At 61.2% G+C, this 20,571-nt stretch carries 20 protein-coding genes and 1 pseudogene; 5 read left to right on the top strand and 16 right to left on the bottom strand.

Annotation, left to right across the window (positions count from 1 at the left end):
• Positions 1-290: 290 nt before the first annotated feature.
• Positions 291-1,199: a LysR family transcriptional regulator gene (locus AC1MEA_RS18570; RefSeq protein WP_219060060.1), complete on the top strand. Its 909-nt coding sequence runs from the start codon at positions 291-293 to the stop codon at positions 1,197-1,199.
• An 18-nt stretch (positions 1,200-1,217) separates the two neighbouring features.
• Here the strand turns inward: AC1MEA_RS18570 and AC1MEA_RS18565 are convergent, their stop codons facing one another.
• Together AC1MEA_RS18565 and AC1MEA_RS18560 are read right to left on the bottom strand one after the other, a co-directional pair.
• Positions 1,218-2,027: an SDR family oxidoreductase gene (locus AC1MEA_RS18565; RefSeq protein ID WP_219060061.1), complete on the bottom strand. Its 810-nt coding sequence runs from the start codon at positions 2,025-2,027 to the stop codon at positions 1,218-1,220.
• A gap of 16 nt (positions 2,028-2,043) precedes the next feature.
• Positions 2,044-3,174 carry an FAD-dependent oxidoreductase gene (locus tag AC1MEA_RS18560; RefSeq protein ID WP_480417026.1) on the bottom strand — a complete coding sequence of 377 codons (1,131 nt, stop codon included), beginning with the start codon at positions 3,172-3,174 and terminating at the stop codon, positions 2,044-2,046.
• 256 nt (positions 3,175-3,430) lie between these two features.
• Here AC1MEA_RS18560 and AC1MEA_RS18555 point away from each other — a divergent pair, with 256 nt between their 5' ends.
• The 4 genes and pseudogenes from AC1MEA_RS18555 to AC1MEA_RS18540 all read left to right on the top strand — a co-directional run bounded on the left by AC1MEA_RS18555 (position 3,431) and on the right by AC1MEA_RS18540 (position 7,642).
• The gene (locus AC1MEA_RS18555) at positions 3,431-4,219 is read left to right on the top strand and encodes an alpha/beta fold hydrolase (protein WP_449634158.1); all 789 of its coding nucleotides are present in this window, start codon (positions 3,431-3,433) and stop codon (positions 4,217-4,219) included.
• Positions 4,220-4,275: 56 nt separating this feature from the next.
• Positions 4,276-5,502, top strand: a complete 1,227-nt coding sequence (locus AC1MEA_RS18550; RefSeq protein ID WP_480417025.1) for an NAD(P)/FAD-dependent oxidoreductase — start codon at positions 4,276-4,278, stop codon at positions 5,500-5,502.
• Positions 5,503-5,704: 202 nt separating this feature from the next.
• Positions 5,705-6,736 (top strand): annotated as a pseudogene (locus AC1MEA_RS18545) (methyl-accepting chemotaxis protein); the annotation flags it as partial.
• A gap of 42 nt (positions 6,737-6,778) precedes the next feature.
• Positions 6,779-7,642: a methyl-accepting chemotaxis protein gene (locus tag AC1MEA_RS18540; RefSeq protein ID WP_480918171.1), complete on the top strand. Its 864-nt coding sequence runs from the start codon at positions 6,779-6,781 to the stop codon at positions 7,640-7,642.
• 7 nt (positions 7,643-7,649) lie between these two features.
• On the opposite strand, the gene AC1MEA_RS18535 is transcribed toward AC1MEA_RS18540, so the two are convergent.
• From AC1MEA_RS18535 to AC1MEA_RS18470, 14 genes are all read right to left on the bottom strand, one after another.
• Positions 7,650-8,834, bottom strand: a complete 1,185-nt coding sequence (locus tag AC1MEA_RS18535; RefSeq protein WP_480417024.1) for a multidrug effflux MFS transporter — start codon at positions 8,832-8,834, stop codon at positions 7,650-7,652.
• Between the two features lie 111 nt (positions 8,835-8,945).
• Positions 8,946-9,965 carry a 4-hydroxy-2-oxovalerate aldolase gene (gene dmpG / locus AC1MEA_RS18530; protein WP_480417023.1) on the bottom strand — a complete coding sequence of 340 codons (1,020 nt, stop codon included), beginning with the start codon at positions 9,963-9,965 and terminating at the stop codon, positions 8,946-8,948.
• 11 nt (positions 9,966-9,976) lie between these two features.
• Entirely contained in the window at positions 9,977-10,915 is a 939-nt protein-coding gene (locus AC1MEA_RS18525; RefSeq protein ID WP_480417022.1) for an acetaldehyde dehydrogenase (acetylating), read from the bottom strand.
• Between the two features lie 55 nt (positions 10,916-10,970).
• Complete coding sequence (locus tag AC1MEA_RS18520; protein ID WP_219060066.1) at positions 10,971-11,186, bottom strand: hypothetical protein; 216 nt, start codon at positions 11,184-11,186, stop codon at positions 10,971-10,973.
• A 61-nt stretch (positions 11,187-11,247) separates the two neighbouring features.
• Complete coding sequence (gene dmpE / locus AC1MEA_RS18515; RefSeq protein ID WP_480918170.1) at positions 11,248-12,030, bottom strand: 2-oxopent-4-enoate hydratase; 783 nt, start codon at positions 12,028-12,030, stop codon at positions 11,248-11,250.
• Between the two features lie 19 nt (positions 12,031-12,049).
• On the bottom strand, positions 12,050-13,180 hold the full coding sequence (locus AC1MEA_RS18510) for an FAD-dependent oxidoreductase (RefSeq protein WP_480417021.1): 1,131 nt from the start codon (positions 13,178-13,180) through the stop codon (positions 12,050-12,052).
• 58 nt (positions 13,181-13,238) lie between these two features.
• A complete protein-coding gene (locus tag AC1MEA_RS18505; protein WP_480417020.1) occupies positions 13,239-14,069 on the bottom strand; it encodes an alpha/beta fold hydrolase in 831 nt (276 codons plus the stop codon).
• A gap of 16 nt (positions 14,070-14,085) precedes the next feature.
• Positions 14,086-15,432 (bottom strand): alpha/beta fold hydrolase, encoded by a 1,347-nt coding sequence (locus tag AC1MEA_RS18500; RefSeq protein WP_480417019.1) that lies wholly within the window; start codon positions 15,430-15,432, stop codon positions 14,086-14,088.
• A gap of 92 nt (positions 15,433-15,524) precedes the next feature.
• Positions 15,525-16,496 (bottom strand): VOC family protein, encoded by a 972-nt coding sequence (locus tag AC1MEA_RS18495; RefSeq protein ID WP_219060070.1) that lies wholly within the window; start codon positions 16,494-16,496, stop codon positions 15,525-15,527.
• Between the two features lie 318 nt (positions 16,497-16,814).
• Complete coding sequence (locus tag AC1MEA_RS18490; RefSeq protein ID WP_219060071.1) at positions 16,815-17,771, bottom strand: VOC family protein; 957 nt, start codon at positions 17,769-17,771, stop codon at positions 16,815-16,817.
• Positions 17,772-17,837: 66 nt separating this feature from the next.
• Complete coding sequence (locus tag AC1MEA_RS18485) at positions 17,838-18,377, bottom strand: VOC family protein (RefSeq protein ID WP_219060072.1); 540 nt, start codon at positions 18,375-18,377, stop codon at positions 17,838-17,840.
• Positions 18,378-18,392: 15 nt separating this feature from the next.
• A complete protein-coding gene (locus AC1MEA_RS18480) occupies positions 18,393-18,608 on the bottom strand; it encodes a ferredoxin (RefSeq protein ID WP_219060073.1) in 216 nt (71 codons plus the stop codon).
• Between the two features lie 24 nt (positions 18,609-18,632).
• Positions 18,633-19,136: an aromatic-ring-hydroxylating dioxygenase subunit beta gene (locus tag AC1MEA_RS18475; protein WP_219060074.1), complete on the bottom strand. Its 504-nt coding sequence runs from the start codon at positions 19,134-19,136 to the stop codon at positions 18,633-18,635.
• A complete protein-coding gene (locus AC1MEA_RS18470) occupies positions 19,136-20,536 on the bottom strand; it encodes an aromatic ring-hydroxylating oxygenase subunit alpha (protein ID WP_219060075.1) in 1,401 nt (466 codons plus the stop codon). The genes AC1MEA_RS18475 and AC1MEA_RS18470 overlap by 1 nt, the downstream gene beginning before the upstream one ends.
• Between the last annotated feature and the right edge of the window lie 35 nt (positions 20,537-20,571).

Below are 20,571 nucleotides of genomic sequence, written 5' to 3'. Positions count from 1 at the left end.
AGTGACACAACGAGCGAGTTCCGTATTCTCTCGTTACCTGCGCGCCAAATCAATTCACACTTTCTGCTGACATACAGCGGCATGGAGCCGTACGCGCATGGCAAATAATAGTGCCGTCCGTACATTATCCGTTTCAAGCCCGACTCAAAATCGTAAGCCCCTCTCAAGACGGCGTCACAACGATACCCAGGTCGGCGAAAAATCACTGAGCCAAACCCTTTGCTCAAGCTAAAGAGCGCATGGAATAATCCGACACTTCACGCCCCAATAAAAATAAAAGGACAGCCAACTTGCAATCGATTCTCGACCCAAAATGGCATCACTTCATCAAGGTCGCCAAGTTGGGAAGCCTGACCCAGGCGGCCGTGGCGCTCGACGTACCGCAATCGATGATCAGCCGTCATATTTCCCAACTGGAGCGGGAATGCGGAGTGAGGCTGTTCAACCGCACCGGACGTGGTGTGAACCTCACCGAGTTTGGTTTGCAGATCCTCCCACGCATCGAGTCCCTCGTAGAAGAATCGGAAGAAGTCGCAGATGTGATTCGCACCTCTGGTGGCGTTCCGATTGGAGAGGTGCGGATCGGACTGCTGCCGTCTACGGTGGAGCCCATTGCCGGCCCCTTGTACAAGCTGGTGCATGAGCGCTACCCGCGCATAAAGTTGCAAATCTGCGAAGGCAGCAGCGCGCACCTCGAGGAGCTGATCAATGAAGGTCGTGTAGACATGGCACTCCTCCTGCGCGAAGGCGATGTATCGGCGTCGGAAGAGTCGGTACTGGTGCAGCCCAAACTCATGCTGGTCGGCCGCGCGCAAGACCCTGCGGTCACACAATCAACCGTCGAGTTATCCGACCTGCAGGGCCTTCCATTGGTGCTTCCTTCCCGGCCGCACCCACTGCGCGCGCGGCTTGAAAAGCTATCCAAAACCCACGGCATTCACTTCGACTGCGCAGTGGAAGCCGACTCGATTCGGCTGCAATGGGAAATCGTCGCGGCTGGCGGGGGGTACGCGATCACCTCGGGGTTGTTCGAGCATGTGGACGACCCTCGCTTCTCGGTCGCCCGCATCATCAAGCCGGAACTGTTGCGTAGCGTGGTGCTGGCCAGTTCACTACGCCGCCCCAACACCCTGGCGACGCGCACGGTTCAAAAGCTGCTGGAGCAGGAAGCCCCTCTGCTGCTGAAGAACCGTTCCTGAGCGGATAGCGCCGGGCGCTTAGTGCTGCCTATGCAGCACAGCCCGGTTCAGCATCCCCTGATCGGCCACTACCGTCTGCCCGGTCATGATGCGGTTATGCCGGGATGCCAGGAAGGCATAGAGTGGCCCGTGGTCTTCGGGCGTCGGAAGTTCTTTTAGCAAACTGAGTGAGCGAAACATCGAGAGAAAGGCATCCTGGGGAATGTCGGATTGCTTCTGCGCCTCCAGCCCGAGCGAACGCGGCCCGCTCAGCTGGCTGTTGGCGATACCGGCCGGCGCCACGGCATTGACCCGGACATGCGGCGCAAACTCGAACGCCAACTGGTTGACCAGACTACGTATCGCGCCCTTGCTCGCGCTGTATACCGCACCGCCACCATCGGCGGCATAGGCCGCAGTCGAAGTGGTCAGTACCATGGCGCCTTCACTGGCACGCAGCAGGTCGAAGAACACCCGCGCCGACAGCAAATAACCCTTCACGTTGACCCGCATTACCTCATCGAAAAGTGCGTCAAGGCGCTCCTCGGGCATCTCCATCAGCGGCACGTTGCCGTCAAAGATCCCCTGGGCGCCGATCAGCGCATCAAGCCGGCCGAAACGCGCAAGTACGGCCTCGCGACAGGCGCGCAAATCATCCAGGCTCGTTACGTCGCCCTGGACAATTAGCACATCGGGACCGAACTCTTCGCGTAGCAGGGCTACCTTCTCGGCGGAGATTTCGAATATCGCCACCTGCGCACCTTCGGCACGGCAGTGACGCGCAAGGCCCAGGCCCAGGCCTGAACCACCACCGGTCACCAAAACTACATGTTCGCTCAACACATTCATCGACTTCTCCCTCGTGTCAGATCGGCTGGGCCAATGCGGCAAATGACGCGTGCATAATGCGCATGTGCTCGGCCTTGTCGCCGCCATTAATCTCGATTTCACCGAGGCGCATGGAATTCTCCACCACCAGTCGGCAGCGCTCCCATCGACGCTGCTGGAAGCTTTCCAGCGCGGCCGTCAGGCTGGACGCGTTTTCCAGTTCTTCGGCCAGCACGATGGCGTCCTCGATACCGATACAAGCACCGGAGGCCAGATGCGGGGTGGTGGCGTGTACCGCGTCGCCGATCAGCACGGTGCGTCCACGATACCAAGGTTGCTCCACCAACAGCCCCTCCAGCGGCCGGAAAATCACCAGCGAATGCTCGTCGAGCATCGCTCTGGCGTTACGTACTTCTGGCGCAGTGAAAGGATCGAGCAACGCTTTTAGACGCGTCAGAAACTCCTCTGGCGGCACAAGATCATTAACCGGTCGATCTTCATTGACGAACAGGTACATCTCGTCCCGCGACACAGGGTTCAACCCAATCTTGAGGTGATTGCCGACCCACAGCATGGTTCGGGTAACCGACGCAGGACGCGGCAAGACCGCACGCCACACGCCCTGCCCGCTATAACGCGGCTTCGGCGCCTCAGGCAACAGACGTTCGCGCAAACCTGAATACAGACCGTCGGCGCCGATCAGCAGGTCGTAGCGGCCACGACTGCCGTCACTGAAGTCCACCGTGACACCGTCGGCATCCTGCTCCAGCGCACTCACGGTGCAGCCCAGGCGCACGTCGGTGCCGCTGGCGCGAGTCGCATCGGCGAGGATCTTCGCCAGCACCGGACGCATCACTGCGCCGCTCCCTGGCACCTCGTCTCCAGCAATGCGCGGTGTCGGCACCTGAGTCAGCAGCACACCTTCAGGGGAAAAGATGTCAAGGCCATCGCAGGCATACCCCTCGTCCAGGAAACGCTCCAGGATGCCGAGGGTGCGGAAGGCCCGCAGCGTGGGACCACCGATGCTGATGCCTGCGCCATAGTTGCGCCAGTGCGGGTCGATTTCGACCAGGTCCACGGCAATCCCGCGTTTGCGCAGTTCGATGGCGGCGGACATGCCGGAAAAACCACCGCCGACCACCAGGGCGGATTGAATGAGTGCAGCCATGTGAATCTCCAACGGCGCGGGATGGACCCGTCCCAGGCCGCTTATTGTTATTGTCGATGACGCCGCGAAATTTTGTTCGCGCAGCTTCGGGCCAGCCGTGATCATAGTGTCCTGGCTTGCTGTGCACTCCAGCAAAAAAGCGCAACTCAGCTTTCTATCGATAGCCATGCATTGTCCGGATAACAGCCATCCGGCTCATCGCCTACCTCCGCCCCGGATACGTTCGTAACCTACGGCCAGCGAAGGAGCCCGCTCAATGCAAGCAATTCAAGCACTGCCCACATTCCACCATGTCATCAGCGGGCCTGCGAATGCCCCTTGGCTGACCTTCATACCCGGTATCGGCAACGATGCAGAGTTCTGGGCCGAACAAGCCGCAGGCCTGTCTGCGCACTTTCGCGTATTGCGCTTCGATCCCTGGGGGCACGGGCAGAGCCCGGCACCACCACAGGACTGTAATTTTGCCGCCATCCGTGACGGCGTCGTACAGCTGTGGGACCGCCTCGGCATCTCCCGCTCCGCCGTGGTCGGCCTCGGCTTCGGCGGTTCGCTGGCCTTGGCGCTCGGCCTGGAATACCCCGAGCGGGTCACGCGCATCGCCGCGTTCTGCTGCCGGCCCCGCCAGCCGGATGACCGGCGCGAGTTCTGGCGCGGTCGCTGCGATGCCGCACAGACCCAGGGCATGGACACGCTGGCCGATGTCACCGTCGACCGTTGGCTGAGCGCTGACTTTCGCGCCAGTCATCCGCAGGTGGACAGCCTGCTGCGCACGATGATGAAAAACACCACTCTGGACGGCTATCTGGCGTATGTACGCGCCTTCATCGAAATGGACTTCAGTGCGCGCTTCCCTGAACTGCGCGTGCCTACCCTGCTGGTGGCGGCCGAGCATGACCACGGCGGTGGACCGGTGGCAGACATGCGGGCGATGGCCGCACAGAATCCAAATGTCGTGCTAGAGGTCATCGCTGGCGTCGGACACATCTGCAACCACGAGGCGCCTGCGCAAGTAGAGCAACTGCTGCACCCGTTTTTTCAGGATTAATCACCGGCCGGCGCAATGCCGCCGGCCAGCCAACAAACGACAGAGACAACAACAAAATGACAAGACATGTCGTTATCGTGGGCGCCGGACATGGCGGGGTCAGCCTCTGCGCGGCCCTGCGTGCACTGGATTTCGCCGGCGCCATTACCCTGCTCAGCGACGAAGCTGACCTGCCCTATCACCGTCCGCCCCTTTCCAAAGCCTTCCTCACCAACGACACACCGGAAGCAGAGAACAAGCTGCTGCTCGAGCCGCAAAGTTTCTACGACGAGAAGTGCGTCGACCTGCGCCTGAATACCCGAGTCAGCGCCCTTGATACAAAGGCGCGAACCCTGCAACTGGCCGACGGCAGCCTTGTCCCCTACGACGAGCTGGTGCTGGCGACTGGAGCCCGCGCGCGGACCCTGACACTGCCGGGCAGCGCGCTGGAGGGCATTCTCGTGCTGCGTACGCTCGAACAGGCACGCACCCTGCGTCAGCGCCTGGCGAGCAGCAGCTCAATAGTCATCGTTGGCGGCGGCTTCATCGGACTGGAGATTGCCGCCACCGCTCGCAAACTCGGTAAACAGGTCACGGTGCTGGAAACCGCATCACGCATCATGGAACGCTCGGTGTCGCCAGAGGTGTCTGCTTATGTAACCCACAAGCACCGCGAACAGGGCATCATCCTGGAGCTCGACAGTACCGTGAGCGCCTTCCTCGGCGACAACGGCAAGGTTGCCGCCGTACGCACCGCGACCCGCGAATGGCCGGCCGACCTGGTCATTGTCGGTGCCGGCTCGCTACCCAACAGCGAGCTGGCGCAGGCCGCTGGCATCGCCTGCAGCAACGGCATCCTGGTCGATGCGCAGATGCGTACCTCGGCACCAAACGTGTTTGCCATCGGTGATTGCGTCACCTTTGAGAACCGCTACGCCGACAACGCCCGACTGCGTCTGGAGTCGATCCAGAATGCCAACGACCAGGCTCGCCTGGTGGCACGTCTGATCATCGGCGAGGACGCCAGTTATGAAGCGCTGCCCTGGTTCTGGAGCGACCAGGGCGAGGTCAAGTTGCAAATGGTCGGCCTGTCGATTGGCCGCACCCACTGCGTGACTCGCGGCGAACCCGAGCTCGGCCGCTTCTCGGTATTCCACTACCGCGATAGCACCCTGATCGCGGTCGACTCGGTCAACCAGCCTCTGGAGCACATTCTTGGCCGCAAGTTGCTGGCTGCCGGGATGTCGCCCGACCAGGCGCTGATCGCGGACACCGGCATCGCCTTGAAGAGTCTTCTCGACTGACAACATCTGAGCCCTGCGGGGCAGCGGCTAACCGCCCTGCCCCGCGCCCATGACCACAATAAGAAGAATGTCATGCCTCCCACCCGCACTGATTCGATCACGACCCTCACCCGCTGACACATACCTTCATAGCGCTGCCGCCAAGCACCGATCACTTTGATGACGTGCGTGCGGCGGCCCCCTTGCAGCTCCCTGAAAGGAGATGAACATGTTCGTTCGTGTACTCGGCAACCTCTCGGTAGGCGCCAAACTCACCCTCGGCTTCGGTCTGGTCCTGGCGTCGACAATCGCTGTCGCTTTTACCGCGTTCAATGCGCTGCACGCGCTGGAACAGCGCGGCGCGGTCATCCGCGATCTCGGTGGTGCCCGCGCGCTAATGTTGCAGGCCCGTGCCGCAGAGAAAGACTTCGGCTTGACACTGTCCACCGATGCATCCGGGCAGGTCGCCAGTTTGGTCGAGCAGCTCGGCGGGCTATTGAGCCTGCATCGCGGAGAAATTCCAGACGCCGCTTCGGCTGGCGAGGCAAGTGCCACCTACTTCACCCAATTCCAGCACTATTCTCAAGCCAAGCTTGAGGAACGCGACGCCCGGGTAGGCATGCAGGAGCTTGCGCACAACCTGGGCGAGCGTTTCAGCGCCGTGCTGCTCGACCAGCTCGACGCGCTCAACACCGTCGCCGAGCAAGCGCAACCGCCTTCGCAGGTGCTAATGACGCTGCTGGAGCAGACCTCGATGCTGCGCGACAAACTGTCTAACCTGCGCGACAGCGAATTGTATTTCGCCCATGAAAACAGCCTGAGCGCGCACGACGACTGGGAAACCCGAATGACCGAGCTGCTCACTTACCTGGACAGCCTGGCGCGCCAGTTGAATGGCAGCGAGCGGGACTCCCTGCGCCAGGCCAACGAAGCGCTGGCCGGATACCGTGATGCCTTCGAACACTTCGTCGCCAGCCGCGAGCGTGCCACCGTGAGTCAGGCGGCGATGAACAACGCCAGTACGCAAGTTGGCGCACGCCTCGCTGCGGTAAGCGAGGCGCAGGAGCTGGCCTGGCACCAGACCAGCGAGCAGGTGACGCAGCTACTGGGCGGCATCCTGATCATCTCGCTGACCTTGGGCATCGGTGCCGCCGTGTTGATCCGCCAACTGATACTGCGACCGCTGACCCATGTGCTGGCATTGACCCGGCGGATCGCCGCCGGCGACCTGACTGCCGAGCCACAATCGCACGCTCGGCGCGATGAGCTCGGCCAACTGCTGACCAGCGTCGGCAGCATGCTCGACAGCCTGCGCGGCCTGGTCGGGCGCATTGCCCAGGATATCGGCACGCTCAACTGCACCGCCGACGACGTGGTGCAGGTGGCTGAGCGAACCACCCAAGGTGTCGAGCAGCAAAATGCCGAAACCGAACTGGCCGCCACGGCGATGCAACAGATGACCACCACCGCCCAAGAAGTCGCACGCAATGCCAGTGATGCCTGTAGCGCCGTGCAGCAAGCCAACCGCGAGGCCCGTCGCGGCGATGATCTGGTGCGTCAGGCCAGCAGCCGCATCGACCATCTGGCAGACGAGATGACTGGCTGCAGTGAGGCGATGCAGCGCTTGCTGCAAGAAAGTGGCGCGGTGGGCCGGGTACTTGAAGTGATCAACGCACTGGCCGAGCAGACCAACCTGTTGGCGCTCAATGCCGCCATCGAGGCCGCACGTGCTGGCGAGCATGGCCGTGGCTTTGCCGTGGTGGCCGACGAAGTGCGCAGCCTGGCCCTGCGAACTCGGGCCTCCACCGAGGAAATAGCCACCATCGTCGAGCAACTGCGCCATGTCAGCGGCGAGGCCTCGCAACGGCTGCAGGGCAGCCAGGAACTGACCCGAGCCAGCGTCGAGCTTACCGCGCAGGCCTCACAAGCGTTGCAGGCGATTAGTGCTGCTGTCTCCACCGTCGAGCACATGAGCCAACAGATCGCCGCCGCAGCTGAGCAACAGAGTGCTGTCGCCGGACAGGTCGGCGACAGCATGGCGCGGGTACGAGCAATCGCCGAACGCAGTGGCACGGCGAGTGCTCATCTGGAAGACGCAGTACGCGAACTGGGACTGGTGGGCAGCACCCTGAATGCCGCAGTAAGCGGTTTTCGTACTTGAGTGCGGCTCAAAGGCGGCGGCCAACGAACAGTGCCAGCAGAGCGCTAAAGCAGATCAGCCAAGCCACCGGCGCGGTGGTCCCCGTGTAGCACAGGTTAAGCAGCAGACCGGCGAGCATGCCGCCTCCGAAGATGGCACCGTTGAGGATGGCCGATGCCTTGCCGGCGCGACGCCCCTGATCGGCCATGGCCAGCGCAGAAGCATTGGGGTTGACGAACCCTACACTGCACACTGCAACGAAGAACCCTGGCAGCACCAGCCACAAGCTGCTAGCAACCAGCTGGGCATCAATCACCAACAAGATGCCACCAATCAAAGGCAACCACAGCGCCGTGCGCAATATCGTGATCGGAGCGAAGCGCTTAAGCAGGACTCGGTTGAGCTGCCCGGCGACCATGACACCAATGGCGTTGAAACCGAAGAAATAGCCGAAAGCGCTTGGCGCGATGCCGTGAATGTCCATCAGCACGAACGGCGAGCCGATGATGTAGCTGAACATACAGCCCATGACCAAAGCCTGGATCAGCACCAAAGTCATGAAGTGGCGGGATTTCAGCAGATCCGCGTATTCGCCCAATACCGCTCGAATCCCGCCGCCTACACTTCGGTCTGTAGGTGGTTCGTCGAGCACCACGAAGGCATAGATGAAAAGCGCAACTCCGAACAGGGTCAACACCGTGAACACGTTGCGCCAGCCTGACAGTTCCATTACCCAACCACCCAACAGCGGCGCCAATATGGGGGCCGCGCCCATGATCAGGATCAGCAGGGATATATTCTGGGCACTTTGCGACAGGTCGCAGCGGTCGCGGATGATAGCGAAGGTCAGCACCGCGCCAGCACAGCCGCCCAAGCCCTGGAGGAAGCGCCAGAAAACCAGTTCTGTAAGGCCGTCCACCTGAGTGATTGCGGCGCTGGCCACCACGTACAGACCGAGCCCGACCAGCAGCGGGCGCTTACGGCCGATCCAGTCGCTGACCGGCCCGTAGCAGAGCATGCCGATCAACATGCCAATGAAGTAGGACGAGAAGCTCAGTTCCACTTCGCCGGCGGCCAGGCCGATTTCCTGGCGGATCATGGAGAACGCTGGCAGGTACATGTCGGTGGACAGCGGTGCGATGGCCGCTAGGCTTCCGAGCAGAAACAGCAGCGGCAAAGGGACGGGACGCAAAGCAGTGGTCGTACTGTTCAAGGAGAAAACTCCCTTGGTCTGAAGAGGATGAGAACGAAACGCCCGGCATCAGACCGGGCGTAATGATGAACGAACGCGCCACAACCAAGCGGAGCGTGCGTCATGAGGGTCTCAGCGCTTGAGCAGGTCCAGCGCGACGTCGACGATCATGTCTTCCTGGCCACCGACCATCCGGCGTTTACCCAGTTCGACGAGAATGTCCAGAGTCTTGAGGCCGTACTTGGCGGCGGCGACTTCGGCGTGGCGCAGGAAGCTCGAATAGACCCCGGCGTAACCCAGCGCCAGGGTCTCCCGATCAACCCGCACCGGACGGTCCTGCAACGGACGCACGATGTCATCGGCCGCGTCCATCAGCGTGTAGAGGTCGGTGCCGTGGTTCCAGCCCAGGCGCTCGGCCGCCGCGATGAACACTTCCAGCGGCGCGTTACCGGCCCCGGCACCCATACCCGCCAGGCTGGCGTCGATGCGGTCGCAACCTTCCTCAACGGCCGTGATCGAGTTGGCCACCCCGAGGCTCAGGTTGTGGTGGGCGTGCATACCGGTTTCGGTTTCGGGCTTGAGCACAGCCTTGAACGCACGGAAGCGGTCGCGGATGTCCTGCATATTCATCGCGCCGCCGGAGTCGGCCATGTACACGCAGGTCGCGCCATAGCTCTCCATCAGCTTGGCCTGCGCGGCCAACTGCTCGGCCGGGATCATGTGGCTCATCATCAGGAAACCGACGGTGTCCATGCCCAGCTCACGGGCGTATTCAATGTGCTGTTTCGAGACATCCGCTTCGGTGCAATGGGTCGCGATGCGCACTACGCGGGCACCGGCGTTGTAGGCGGCTTTCAGGTCGTGGACGGTTCCGATGCCTGGCAACAGCAGCGTGGTGATTTTGGCGTGGCGGATCACATCGGCGGCCGCTTCGATCCACTCCAGATCGGTATGCGCCGCAAAGCCATAGTTGAAACTCGAACCCTGTAAGCCGTCACCATGGGCGACCTCGATCGAGTCGACCTTGGCTTTGTCTAGCGCTCGGGCGATGTCCTGGACGTTCTGGATCGAGTATTGGTGGCGGATGGCATGGCTGCCGTCGCGCAGGGTGACATCGGAGATGTACAGTTTTTTACCGGGATTAAAACTCATGGCGATTCTCCTTAGGCGTTCAGCATCGACAGCGCCATGCGCTCGGCGGTGGCCAAGGCAGCGGAGGTCATGATGTCGAGGTTGCCGGCATAGGCTGGCAGGTAATGGGCGGCACCTTCGACTTCGAGGAAGATCGAAGTTTTCAGCCCGGAGAACGTGCCTAACCCAGGGATCTTCAGCGGTGCCGACTCAGGGATGACGTCGAACTGCACCTTTTGCTTGAGGCGGTAGCCCGGCACGTAGGCTTCTACCGCAGCGGCCATTTCTTCAATAGACGCTTCGATCTCAGCCTGGTCGGCGGCTTCGGACAGCACGAACACCGTGTCACGCATCATCAATGGCGGCTCGGCCGGGTTCATCACGATGATCGCTTTACCCTTGGCTGCGCCGCCAATGACTTCGATGGCCTTGGAGGTGGTCTCAGTGAACTCGTCAATGTTGGCGCGAGTGCCGGGGCCAGCGGATTTGCTGGCAATCGAGGCGACGATTTCGGCGTAATGCACCTTGGCGATACGCGAGACCGCCGCGACCATCGGAATAGTGGCCTGGCCGCCGCAGGTGACCATGTTGACGTTGAGCTGATCGAGGTTCTGCTCAAGGTTGACCACCGGCACGCAGTATGGGCCGATGGCGGCCGGGGTCAGGTCAATCAAGCGGATGCCCGGTTTGATCGACCGCAGGAACGCATCGTTCTTCACATGAGCACCGGCCGAGGTGGCATCGAACACGAAGTCGATGTCCTTGAATACGTCCATGCGGGTCAGGCCTGCAACGCCTTCATGGGTGATGTCCACGCCCATGCGCTGCGCGCGGGCCAGGCCATCGGAGGCCGGGTCGATGCCGACCATGACCGCCATTTCCAGGTGTTTTGCATTACGCAGAATCTTGATCATCAGGTCGGTGCCGATGTTGCCGGAACCGACGATGGCGACTTTGAGTTTTTTGTTCATGACATAGCTCCAGCCGTGCATGACAGGCCGGTCAATAGGAGCCGGCCCAGAGTGTCTAGGGGTTCTTGGCGGTCTTGCGCAGCACCAGATAAACTCCGATGAAGCCGCTGAGCAGGCCACTGACGAAGCCGCTGATGCCATTGCCCAGCGAGTTATCCAGGATGGTTTGCGGGAACGGCACCAGAAATTGATTGGCGCAGAAAGCCAGAATGGCGGCGATGATGCCGCCGATGATCCCGGCCAGGATCGATTCTTTAAGTACGAAGCCCATACCTTGTCTCCTTATTGTTTTAGAGGCCGTTTCACGCGCTGCTGCCAAAGGCCCGCCAGCGTCAGGTGAAACGCACCGAGCAACTGCCGACGCCGCCGATGGACACCCGCAGGTTGTCGCCCGCCTTCACCGCTATCATCGGACCGAGTGAGCCGGAGAGGATCACTTCGCCGGCCTTTAGCGACATGCCCAGACGCCCCAAGGTGTTGGCCAGCCAGGCCACGGCCACCGCAGGCGAACCCATGGTCGCGGCACCTGCCCCGGTGGCGACGATCTCGCCGTTTTTCTCCAGAACCATGCCACACAACCCAAGGTCCACATCCTGCACCGGCACCAGCCGGTCACTGAGCACGAAAACCCCGCAAGAGGCGTTGTCCGCCACGGTGTCCTGGATCTTGATCTTCCAGTCCTGGATACGTGAGTCGACGATCTCGAAACAGACCATCACGCCCTCAGTGGCGCGCAACACGTCAGCGACGGTGATGCCTGGCCCCATCAGGTCGTGCTTGAGCACGAACGCCAGCTCACCCTCAGCCTTGGGCTGAATCAACGAAGACGCCGCGATGGCCGCTCCAGAGTTGACGGTCATGGCATCGGTGAGGATGCCGAAGTCCGGCTGACCGACGCCCAGGAGGTTCATTACCGCCTGGCTGGTCACACCGATTTTCTTGCCGACCACACGCTCGCCATCATTCAGACGCAGGGCCATCAGGCGCTGTTGGATCGCATAGGCATGCTCGAGGGTCAGCGCCGGATAACGCTCAGTGAGCGGCGCGATGGCCTCGGCCTTGCGCTGGGCGTTGTACAGGTCGACGCTGATTTCTTGCAGCAACGAATCGTTGATATTCATCGGGGACTCCCGCTCAAATGGGTTCGCTAAGGGCCAGCAGCGCTCGTTCTACCACCTTGGTCTGTTCTTCAACTGGCGCCCGCGCCTGCTCCAGACGACCGAGTTCCATTGAGCACTCGGTGACAAGTCGGCAACGCGCCTCGCGGCGTGCCATGAACCGAGCGAACGTCTGCTCCACGCTGTCAGCCAGCACCAGCTCTTCGGACAGGACCAATGCGTCTTCGATGGCCATGCCGGCACCGGAGGCCAGTTGTGGGGTGGTGGGATGCGCAGAGTCACCCATCAGCAGGACGCGGCCGCGATACCAGGGCGCCGGCAGGCTGAATATCTCCAGAGGGCGGAAGTTGATCGCCGCGTTATCCTTCTCGCCGAGCGAGTCGCGGATCTCGGCGAGCACGCCACCGTAGCTTGCAAGACGGGTAGCCAGTTCACGGTGGAAGTTCGCCGGTTCGATGAACACCTGAGGGGTACGTTCGAGCAGGAACATGTACATATGGGTAGCCGAGACCGGGGTGAAACCGACCTTGTGCGGCCCACCCAGAAAGTAGGTGCGGCGGTCGACGCTGGCCGGGCGCTCGAGAAACAATCGCCAGCAGCTCTGGCCGGTGTACTCGGCCTTGGGTGCATCGGGCATGATCAGCCCGCGCACTTTAGAGAACACACCGTCAGCGCCCAGTACGATGTCGTACCGGTTACGGCTGCCGTCGCTGAAGGTCACGTCCACGCCGCTGTCATCCTGCTTCAGCGCCTCGACAGTGAGGCCCAGACGGATCGGCGTGCCTTCGGCGTTTGCGTGCCGAGCGAGGATGCCATGCAGGGTCGGGCGCATGATGCCGCCGCTGCTTGCGGTGGGACTGTCTGCCGGCATGGGGGTTGCCAGCTTACGCAGCAGCTCACCCTGGGTGTTGCAGACCTGAATGCCTTCACCGACGTAAGCTTCATCGACCATGTCCGAGTAGACGCCGAGCTGATGCAAGGCGCGCAGGGTCGGCCCAGTGATGGTCAGCCCGGCACCCAGCGCGCCCCAGTTCGGGTTGATGTCGATCATGTCGACGTCGATACCGATGCGCCGTAAGGTGATGGCGGCAGACATTCCGGCGGTGCCGGCGCCAACTATCAACGCTTTTTTTACTGTCTTGGGCATAGCGAGATTCCTTGTTTTTGTTGTTGTTCGGCTCTTGTTCGAATGCAAAGGAGCGCGTTCAGTCGGCCTTGAGGAAATTCGTCACCAACTGGCAGAAGGCGGCGGCGTGCTCGATCTGGGTCCAGTGACCACAGCGCCCGAAAATATGCAGTTGGCTGTCGTCGATCCATTGCTGCAGGGTCAGCGAGGTGGAAAGCGGAATTACCTTGTCGTCACGGCCGTGAACCAGCAGCGTCTTGTGCCCAATGCCGCGAATCTCGGCCTCGTCATGGGCCATCGCCTCAACCCAGCGCTGGCGCGGTGCAGGGAACATCGCCGCATAGGCTTCCTGGACCCCGGCGCGTTTGCTCGCCTCGTAACGCATGCGCACCAAGTCGTCGCCGACCAACGTCTGGTCGTAGGCGAATATGCGCATGATCGCCCGCATGTTCTCCTGCGTCGGCTCATAGCCCCACACTGCGTCCAGACCTGGGGTGAGTTCAAAAGGCACACCGACGCTGCCCATCAGGATCAGCTTGTTGATGCGCTCCGGATGGTGGATAGCCAGGGCCAGGGCCATGGAACCGCCGAACGAGTTGCCGATCACGTTGACCTTCTCGACACCCACGGCATCCAGAAAGGCGACCATCTGATCCAGCCAGAGCTGGCGTGAGTAAACGATGTCCTGCGGCGTCTCGGTGAAACCGAACCCGGCCAGATCGGGCGCCAGCAGGCGGAAATCGTTCTTGAGGCTCTGAATGCTCAGGCGCCAGTTGGCCCAGGCACTGACGCCAGGCCCAGAGCCGTGCAGCAGCAGCACAGGCTCACCGCTGCCGACGTCGTGGTAATTGGTCACGATTGAACCGGTCTGAATGCTCTGACCGATTTCGGGATTTTGTAGGCTATTCATCGCTGTTTCTCCGTGTTCAACCGTCGGCACGCCGCCAGACCAGGCGTGCGCTGCGGGCCTGCGGCGTACCTTCTTCAAGACGCGCGCTCAAGGTCAGCGTGCCGTCGGCATTGACCTCGAAACGGCGCTTCTGGGCACCACCGATCCAGTTGGGGAACAGGCTGATATCGACCAGGTGCGTAATAACGTCGCCGTGTACCTCGTAGCGGCCGCCATAGGCCAGCATGCTGGTGTAGGCATTGGCCTTCTCGGCGTCGCTGGCGTTCCACTGACCGCCGGTTTCGAAGTTCAGCCGCTCGGCTTTAGCGATCATGCAGGCCATGTAGCCGCCTTCGGTGTACAGGATGAAACCCTGCAAGTGCTCGCCCATCGGCAGCTCGCGGCGGCCGTCGTCGAAGGCCTGTTCCCAGGAAAGAATTTCCCAGCGACCTACTGGATTAAGGGTGGTTGTCGACATGTGGGTTTTCTCCGCTGATATCTGCGATTCAAGGAAGGCAGTCACGACCTCGTTGTGTTCGGCCGCACTCTCGAACTGGGCCCAGTGCCCCGTGTCGCTGGCGCAATGGAAGGTGCCGTTCTGTACCTGACGCGCAATGTGCTCGCCGAGGGCCGGCGGTGTGCGATTACGATCACCCCAGTAAACCAGGGTGGGCTGGCTGATCTGCCGGGCCAGTGCGTCGCTCACCAGATGCTTGCGAATGGTGGAACCGGCCAGGTACTCAGCGATGAACACCTGCTGCACGGCGGCCAGCGCGGGTTGGCGATAGAGCGCCTGACGTACCATGACCGCTTCATCGGTGAGCCGCTCCGGTCTGGCCAGAATGCGTGCCATACGGGTGCGCACATTGTCGAAGCTCGGATCACGCAGCACTTCAAGCGAGCTCGGCAGGTTGCTCGCCCAATCCGGCTCGACATAGCCCTCAATCGCGTCTGCGGCCGGCGTGTAACCCATGGTAGTGGTCAGCACCAGTGCATCGACCCGTTCGGGATGACGCAAGGCCAGTTGCATGGCCACCCAGCCGCCCAGCGACTGCCCTTCGACGAAGGCACTGGCCAGGCCAAGCTGGTCCATCACATCGACCACCTGATCAACCAGATTGGGGATGATTTCGGGGTCGTAGCCCTCAGTCTGCGACCTGCCATGCCAGAGGAAGTCCATGGCGATGACATGGAAGTGCTTGGCCAACTCGGCAATATTCAGCGCGTAGTTTTCCGCATGGCCGCCGGTCCCGTGCAAAAGGATCAGCGCCGGGCCTGAGCCTGCCTCGATGATGCGGGTGCGGTACTTGCCTTTGATCTGACGCACCTGGGTGTGCAGCAGCTCTATCCAATATGGGGTTTGAAGGGTGTTCGATTCGGACACGAAAGATGCTCCTCGAAGCCTGGTGAAGAGGTGCCCTCCACTCTCGCCGAAGCGATGGCGTAGCGGGACACCCGATGAGGAAGCTGCGGGCGTTAGAGCTTCTGTTCCTTGCTTGCGGCAATCGGCCCCTTGAGCGTGCCGTCGGATTTTTCCAGGCCGAAGGTCCATTCAGAGAAGATGTGCGCGATGGCAGCGAAGTCCTGAGCTTCCCATTCGTCCGTCACGACGTCCTCGTCGGCGGCGTATTCCCAGGAACCGCCGAATGGCGTCTGGAAGTACCAGAAGCAGGCCGAGGAAATAGTGTGGCGACCCGGACCGGCGAAGGTCTTCCAGCCCAGCGAGTCGAGATGCTGGCCACCACCGATGACCTCGTGGATGTCGCGCACCTTGAAGGCCAGATGGTTGAAGCGGGTTCCCGGCACCCGCGCGTTCATGAAGAACACGTGATGGTGGTTACCGGATGGCGAGCAGCGCATGAACAGACCGCGATTGGCATAGCGGTCGGAAACGATGAAGCCCAAACGTTCAATATAGAACCGCGCGGCCGCGGCCGCGTCGTCCACACCGATGGCGATATGGCTGATCTCGCGTGGCATGGCGACCTTGTAGGCCGCTGCGCGGCGGTTGATGCGGGCCGGCTGACCCGGCGCGTTATAACGGGTCACATCGAAGTGCGACGATTTGCGCTGGGCAATGCGGAAAGCCAGGTTGATGCCCAGGTCGTCGACGCTGTGCAGCACGCCTGCGGCATCGAGCTCGACGCGGCGATCACGGCCCAGGTCCTCGGCCAGCGCCACGAGGGTGGCCTGATCCTCAACGCCCCAGACGATCTCGCACAAGCCGCTGCCACCGCCAATCGGTGTGCGCTCAATGCGCGACAGATCAGCAGCGACGACCTGGACTTCCGAGCCGTCGACTGCGCGAAAGAGCTTCACCTCCGGGTCGGCCGAAGGCACATAGGAAAGCCCCCAGTCGGCAGCGAAACGGCATGCATCGGCAAGATCCTCAACCGCGAACCTGACACACTCGACACCGGTGAAACGAAATGGATTGCCCTTCGTCATGATTGCCTTCTCTATTGTTCTTATCGTTGTTTCGTTGATTGCTCGCTGAAACTTCGCAAGCAGTACGCGTGCTCCAGGAGCGTTCGCGTATTCATTGAGCTCCATCTTAGGGAGCGCTGTTCAGGCGAGCCAGAGGGATTCGGACAAGGCAGATATTCAAGAAGTGCAAGGCTCACGCGGTTCCCTGCTGATGGAGGTGACGCAGCGTTCAAGCGCTTTCATGCAGGATCAAGTACGCCCATTCAGTCCCTCACTGCGGGAACTGAAAGCAAAAAGCCGAGGTGCGGACCTCGGCTTTCGGATGAATCACACGGGCCGTCAGGCAGCGTTGTTCGCCGGTTTGCGCGGGCCGTTGAAAGGTGCCCAGTTCTCCTCGAGCATTTCCATCAGGTAGGCCTGGGCATTGTCCGCATGCAGCGGTTTCTCACGCGGGACCCAGTTGTCGTCGTGCTTGTCCATGTCCGCGTCGTACTCGAAGCGACAGCCCAGCGGACCGTCGAAGTACCAGAACCAGTTCGAACCGAAATTGTGCCGGCCAGGCCCCCAGAAGCTTGGATGACCCAAGTCGCGAAAGCGGTTGCCTGCCTGCATCACTTCACTCGGCCCACCGAGATGGAACGCCATATGCTCAATGCCCTTGAGCTGCGGCGGGCTCTGGATAAGGAACATGGTGTGATGCTCCAGAGTGCCCTTGGAGCGCATGAACGGCCCGCCGCCGAGACGGTCGTTGACGCGAAACTGCAGGCGGTTGACGTAGAACGCCTCGGCCTTGGCCACGTCTGGCACGAACATCGCGAAGTGCCCCAGGCTACGCACCTGCGGCACAACATCCTGATCGTCAACGCCGACACAATTGATTGATCGCTGCAGCGGCGCTCCCGGCGCATTGATCTTCTCGGCCGGCAGGCTGAACTCGCGGCGCCTCGTCAGCTGGAACACCAGTGGGATACCCAGGTCGTCGAGTGCCTCAATGGCACCGTCGGCCAGGCGCTTGACCTCACGGTCCTTGCCCAGCTCGGCAGCGATCTGCTCGAGACTTTGCTGGTCGGCGACGCCATAGATGATCTTGCGCGCCTTGTTGGTCGGGCTAAGCGGCGGCGGCAGGCTTGGATCGCTGGCATCGCAGATGATCACGCCGGTGCCGTCCAGGGTTTCGAACAGCAGGCCTTCACGTACCTGCCCTGCTGGCTTCAAACCGAAATCCGTCATGTACTTGGTTGCGACTTCGATGTCGTCCACACCGAAGACCACCGCATCTGGACCGATGATATTCATGAATCGTTACTCCGTTATTCGCGCAGTGCGCTGCATGGGGCGGCGGCAACGCTCGCCCCGGTCGGATCAGGAAGTGATACTGACGTTCTCGCCACGGCGCAGTGCGGCCATGCGTTCGTTCAGCTCACCGTCGACGTAGTACAGCTCGGTGTAGAAACCGATCAGTTCGCGGGTGTCCCAATAACTCCAGCGACAGTTACCGAACGGACCTTCGAAAAACCCGGCCATGGCTTTTTCCAGCCCCTGCTCCTGGTAGTGGCGCTCGGCTTGAGCGTATTCCTCGGCGCTGGACTGGCGGAAACCGATGTGGTGTGGCCCGTAGCCACGGCTGTCTATCCAGTCCTTGTACAGGCTGTTGCCGCCGTCGTGACGGGCCAGCTCGATCAGGGTGTCGCCGGCGAAGCCGTAGGCGCAGCTGAACTGGAAGTCACCGGGTTGTCCACGGTACTCCTTCTGCGTCTGCGCCTTGGCCAGGTCATGGGCGACGTTCCACACTTCGACACCATTGGTCTTGCTCCACAGGGCCATGGCCGCCTCAAGGTCCGGAACGACGAAGCAGATCTGGTCAAATTTGCGGCCAATCAGGTTTTTGGCTATTTCACTCATGTTTTGCTCCAGTATTCACTCTTGAACCACACGAAGGCTGATGGCGCCAGCCGGGCAATCACTGACCAGTTGCTCAAACTCGCCTTTGCGCGAGATATCCACGAAGCGTTGCTTCAGGTGGGCGAGGTTTGCCACGGAGTCCAGTTCAAAGACGTCATCAGCGCCCAGGCACAGGCCATAGCCCTGGCACTTGAGGCTATCGAGGATCACTTCCACTTTTTCGCTCGCCATATCACCGCTCTCTTGTTTTTGTTGTTACAGGAATACGCCGAGGTTGGGCGTCTGCAGCACCGCATGGGTGATCAATGCCCTGCGCTTGAGCAGCTTCAAACCCTCTTCGGTGATGCGCAGCAAGTCGTGGCGGCGGACCGGGATCACATCACCGGGTTCGTCGTGGCCGCGCTGGCGATAGAGGATCATGGCGCTGACCACCGAAATCACATCGGCACGCTCGGTGGCATCCACCAGCACACTACCGACCACGCGCAGCGTGCGTGACGGCGGCACTTCGGCCCAGGCGTGATCGCTTTCCAGGCGGGCGATGCGCGTCTGGATATGCGCCTTGCAATCCTTGATGCGAAACGCGCCATCAGGAAACTCGTCGGCATAGTTGCGCATGGCGATGCGGATCGGCACGTCGTAGTCGATCTCATCGTCGAGCAGCGCGAACCAGTCACGGAAGCGGCGCTCGTCGAGAATGAGCGCTTCACGGGCGAGAAAGTCCTCTGCGACCCCGCGCATTTCATGCAAATTTTTCATCACTCGCATCCCCCTTGGTCATCGCACTGATCGGCAGGTTTACTCGTGCTCTTGCCTTCGGTCATTTCCTTCACCCAGCGGCGCCAGAAACGCTCCTGGCTGTACTCGCCATAGATCGACGGGTGGAACTCACCCGGGCCTTTCCAGTCCGGATCAGGGCCGCCGCGCTTCTGTTGGTAATGCAGGCGCATGCCTTTGGTACGACCCCAAGGGCTGGAAGCGACCTTGGCGATACCTTCCCACACGGCAGTGTCGTCCTGCTCGAAGATGCCGCCAGAGCCAAAGCCAAACTGGCCGGCCATATACGCTTTGGCCTTGAACTCTTCCGGCAGGAAGTCGTACTCCAACTCGTAGTTCCACAGTTCCATCACGCCCGGCGCCACCGGCTGCCACATACGGATGCTGGTGAACGGAACCGGCATTGCACCCGGCACGTCAGGCTGTGGGAAGCGCAGGAAACTGAAGTTTGGGAAGATGGTGCCGATGGTCGGCGGGACCTTCTTGAGCATCTCCAGTTGCACTTCATCCAGTTTGCTCAGATCAAACTGATCGCGGTATTCCTGCGGGTAGCCCCAGAAATCGAACATTGGCGCGATCAGCTCCGGCAGCGCGTGACCAATAAAGCTGTTGCCGTTGCCGAAGTCGTAGCCGCTGGCCAGGCTGCTGACCTGATTGACCCCAGGAATGAACTCCGACAGCGAGGCCGACAAGTGCGCAGTGCTGACGTGATAAGCGTCGCCGCTGAAGTTTTCCGCACCGCTCTTCCAGTCCGCCTTGACCACAAAACGTTCTGGTTCCTTGAGCACCTTCATGCCATCCGGATGCAGGCCGAACAGCGCATCGAACATCCAGGCCGCGCCACCAAGGTATTCGCGCAACGGCGGCACGTCTTCGCTCAGCGAGGCGAAAACGAAGCCATGGATGGCCTCGATCTTGGCCGCCCGCAACAGGCCCCACTCCTTTTTGTCCAGCGGACCGCCGTAGGCATCCTTGAGGTGTGGCGCGCCGGCCCAATCGCCGTTATTGCGATAGGTCCAGCCGTGGTACGGGCACTTGAAATGCCGGGCATTGCCCTTGTCCTGATGACACAGTTCCGAGCCACGGTGCCGGCAGTGATTGAGCAACACGTTAATCTGATCATCGTCGTCACGGGTGACGATGACCTTATCGATGCCTATGCGGCGCAGTACATAGTCGCCCTTGTTGGGGATCTCCGAGGTATGGGCAACGAAGATCCAGTTGCGGGTGAAGATACGTTCCATTTCCGCACGGAACACGGCGTCGTCGCGAAAGACTTCGACTGGCAGCAGACCTTCGTCCATGCCTTTCGAGACACGCTCGCAAAGATCGTCCAGGTACTGGTCGGGGTTGCCCGGGTAGATAAGATCGTAATTGATCATTTGAGTTGCTCTCCTCACTACTTATTCTTGTTTGT

This window comes from Pseudomonas sp. ASL8 (assembly GCF_056680355.1).
Note: the sequence above shows the minus strand (reverse complement) of the source record. Positions and strands in the feature narration are given on the sequence as shown.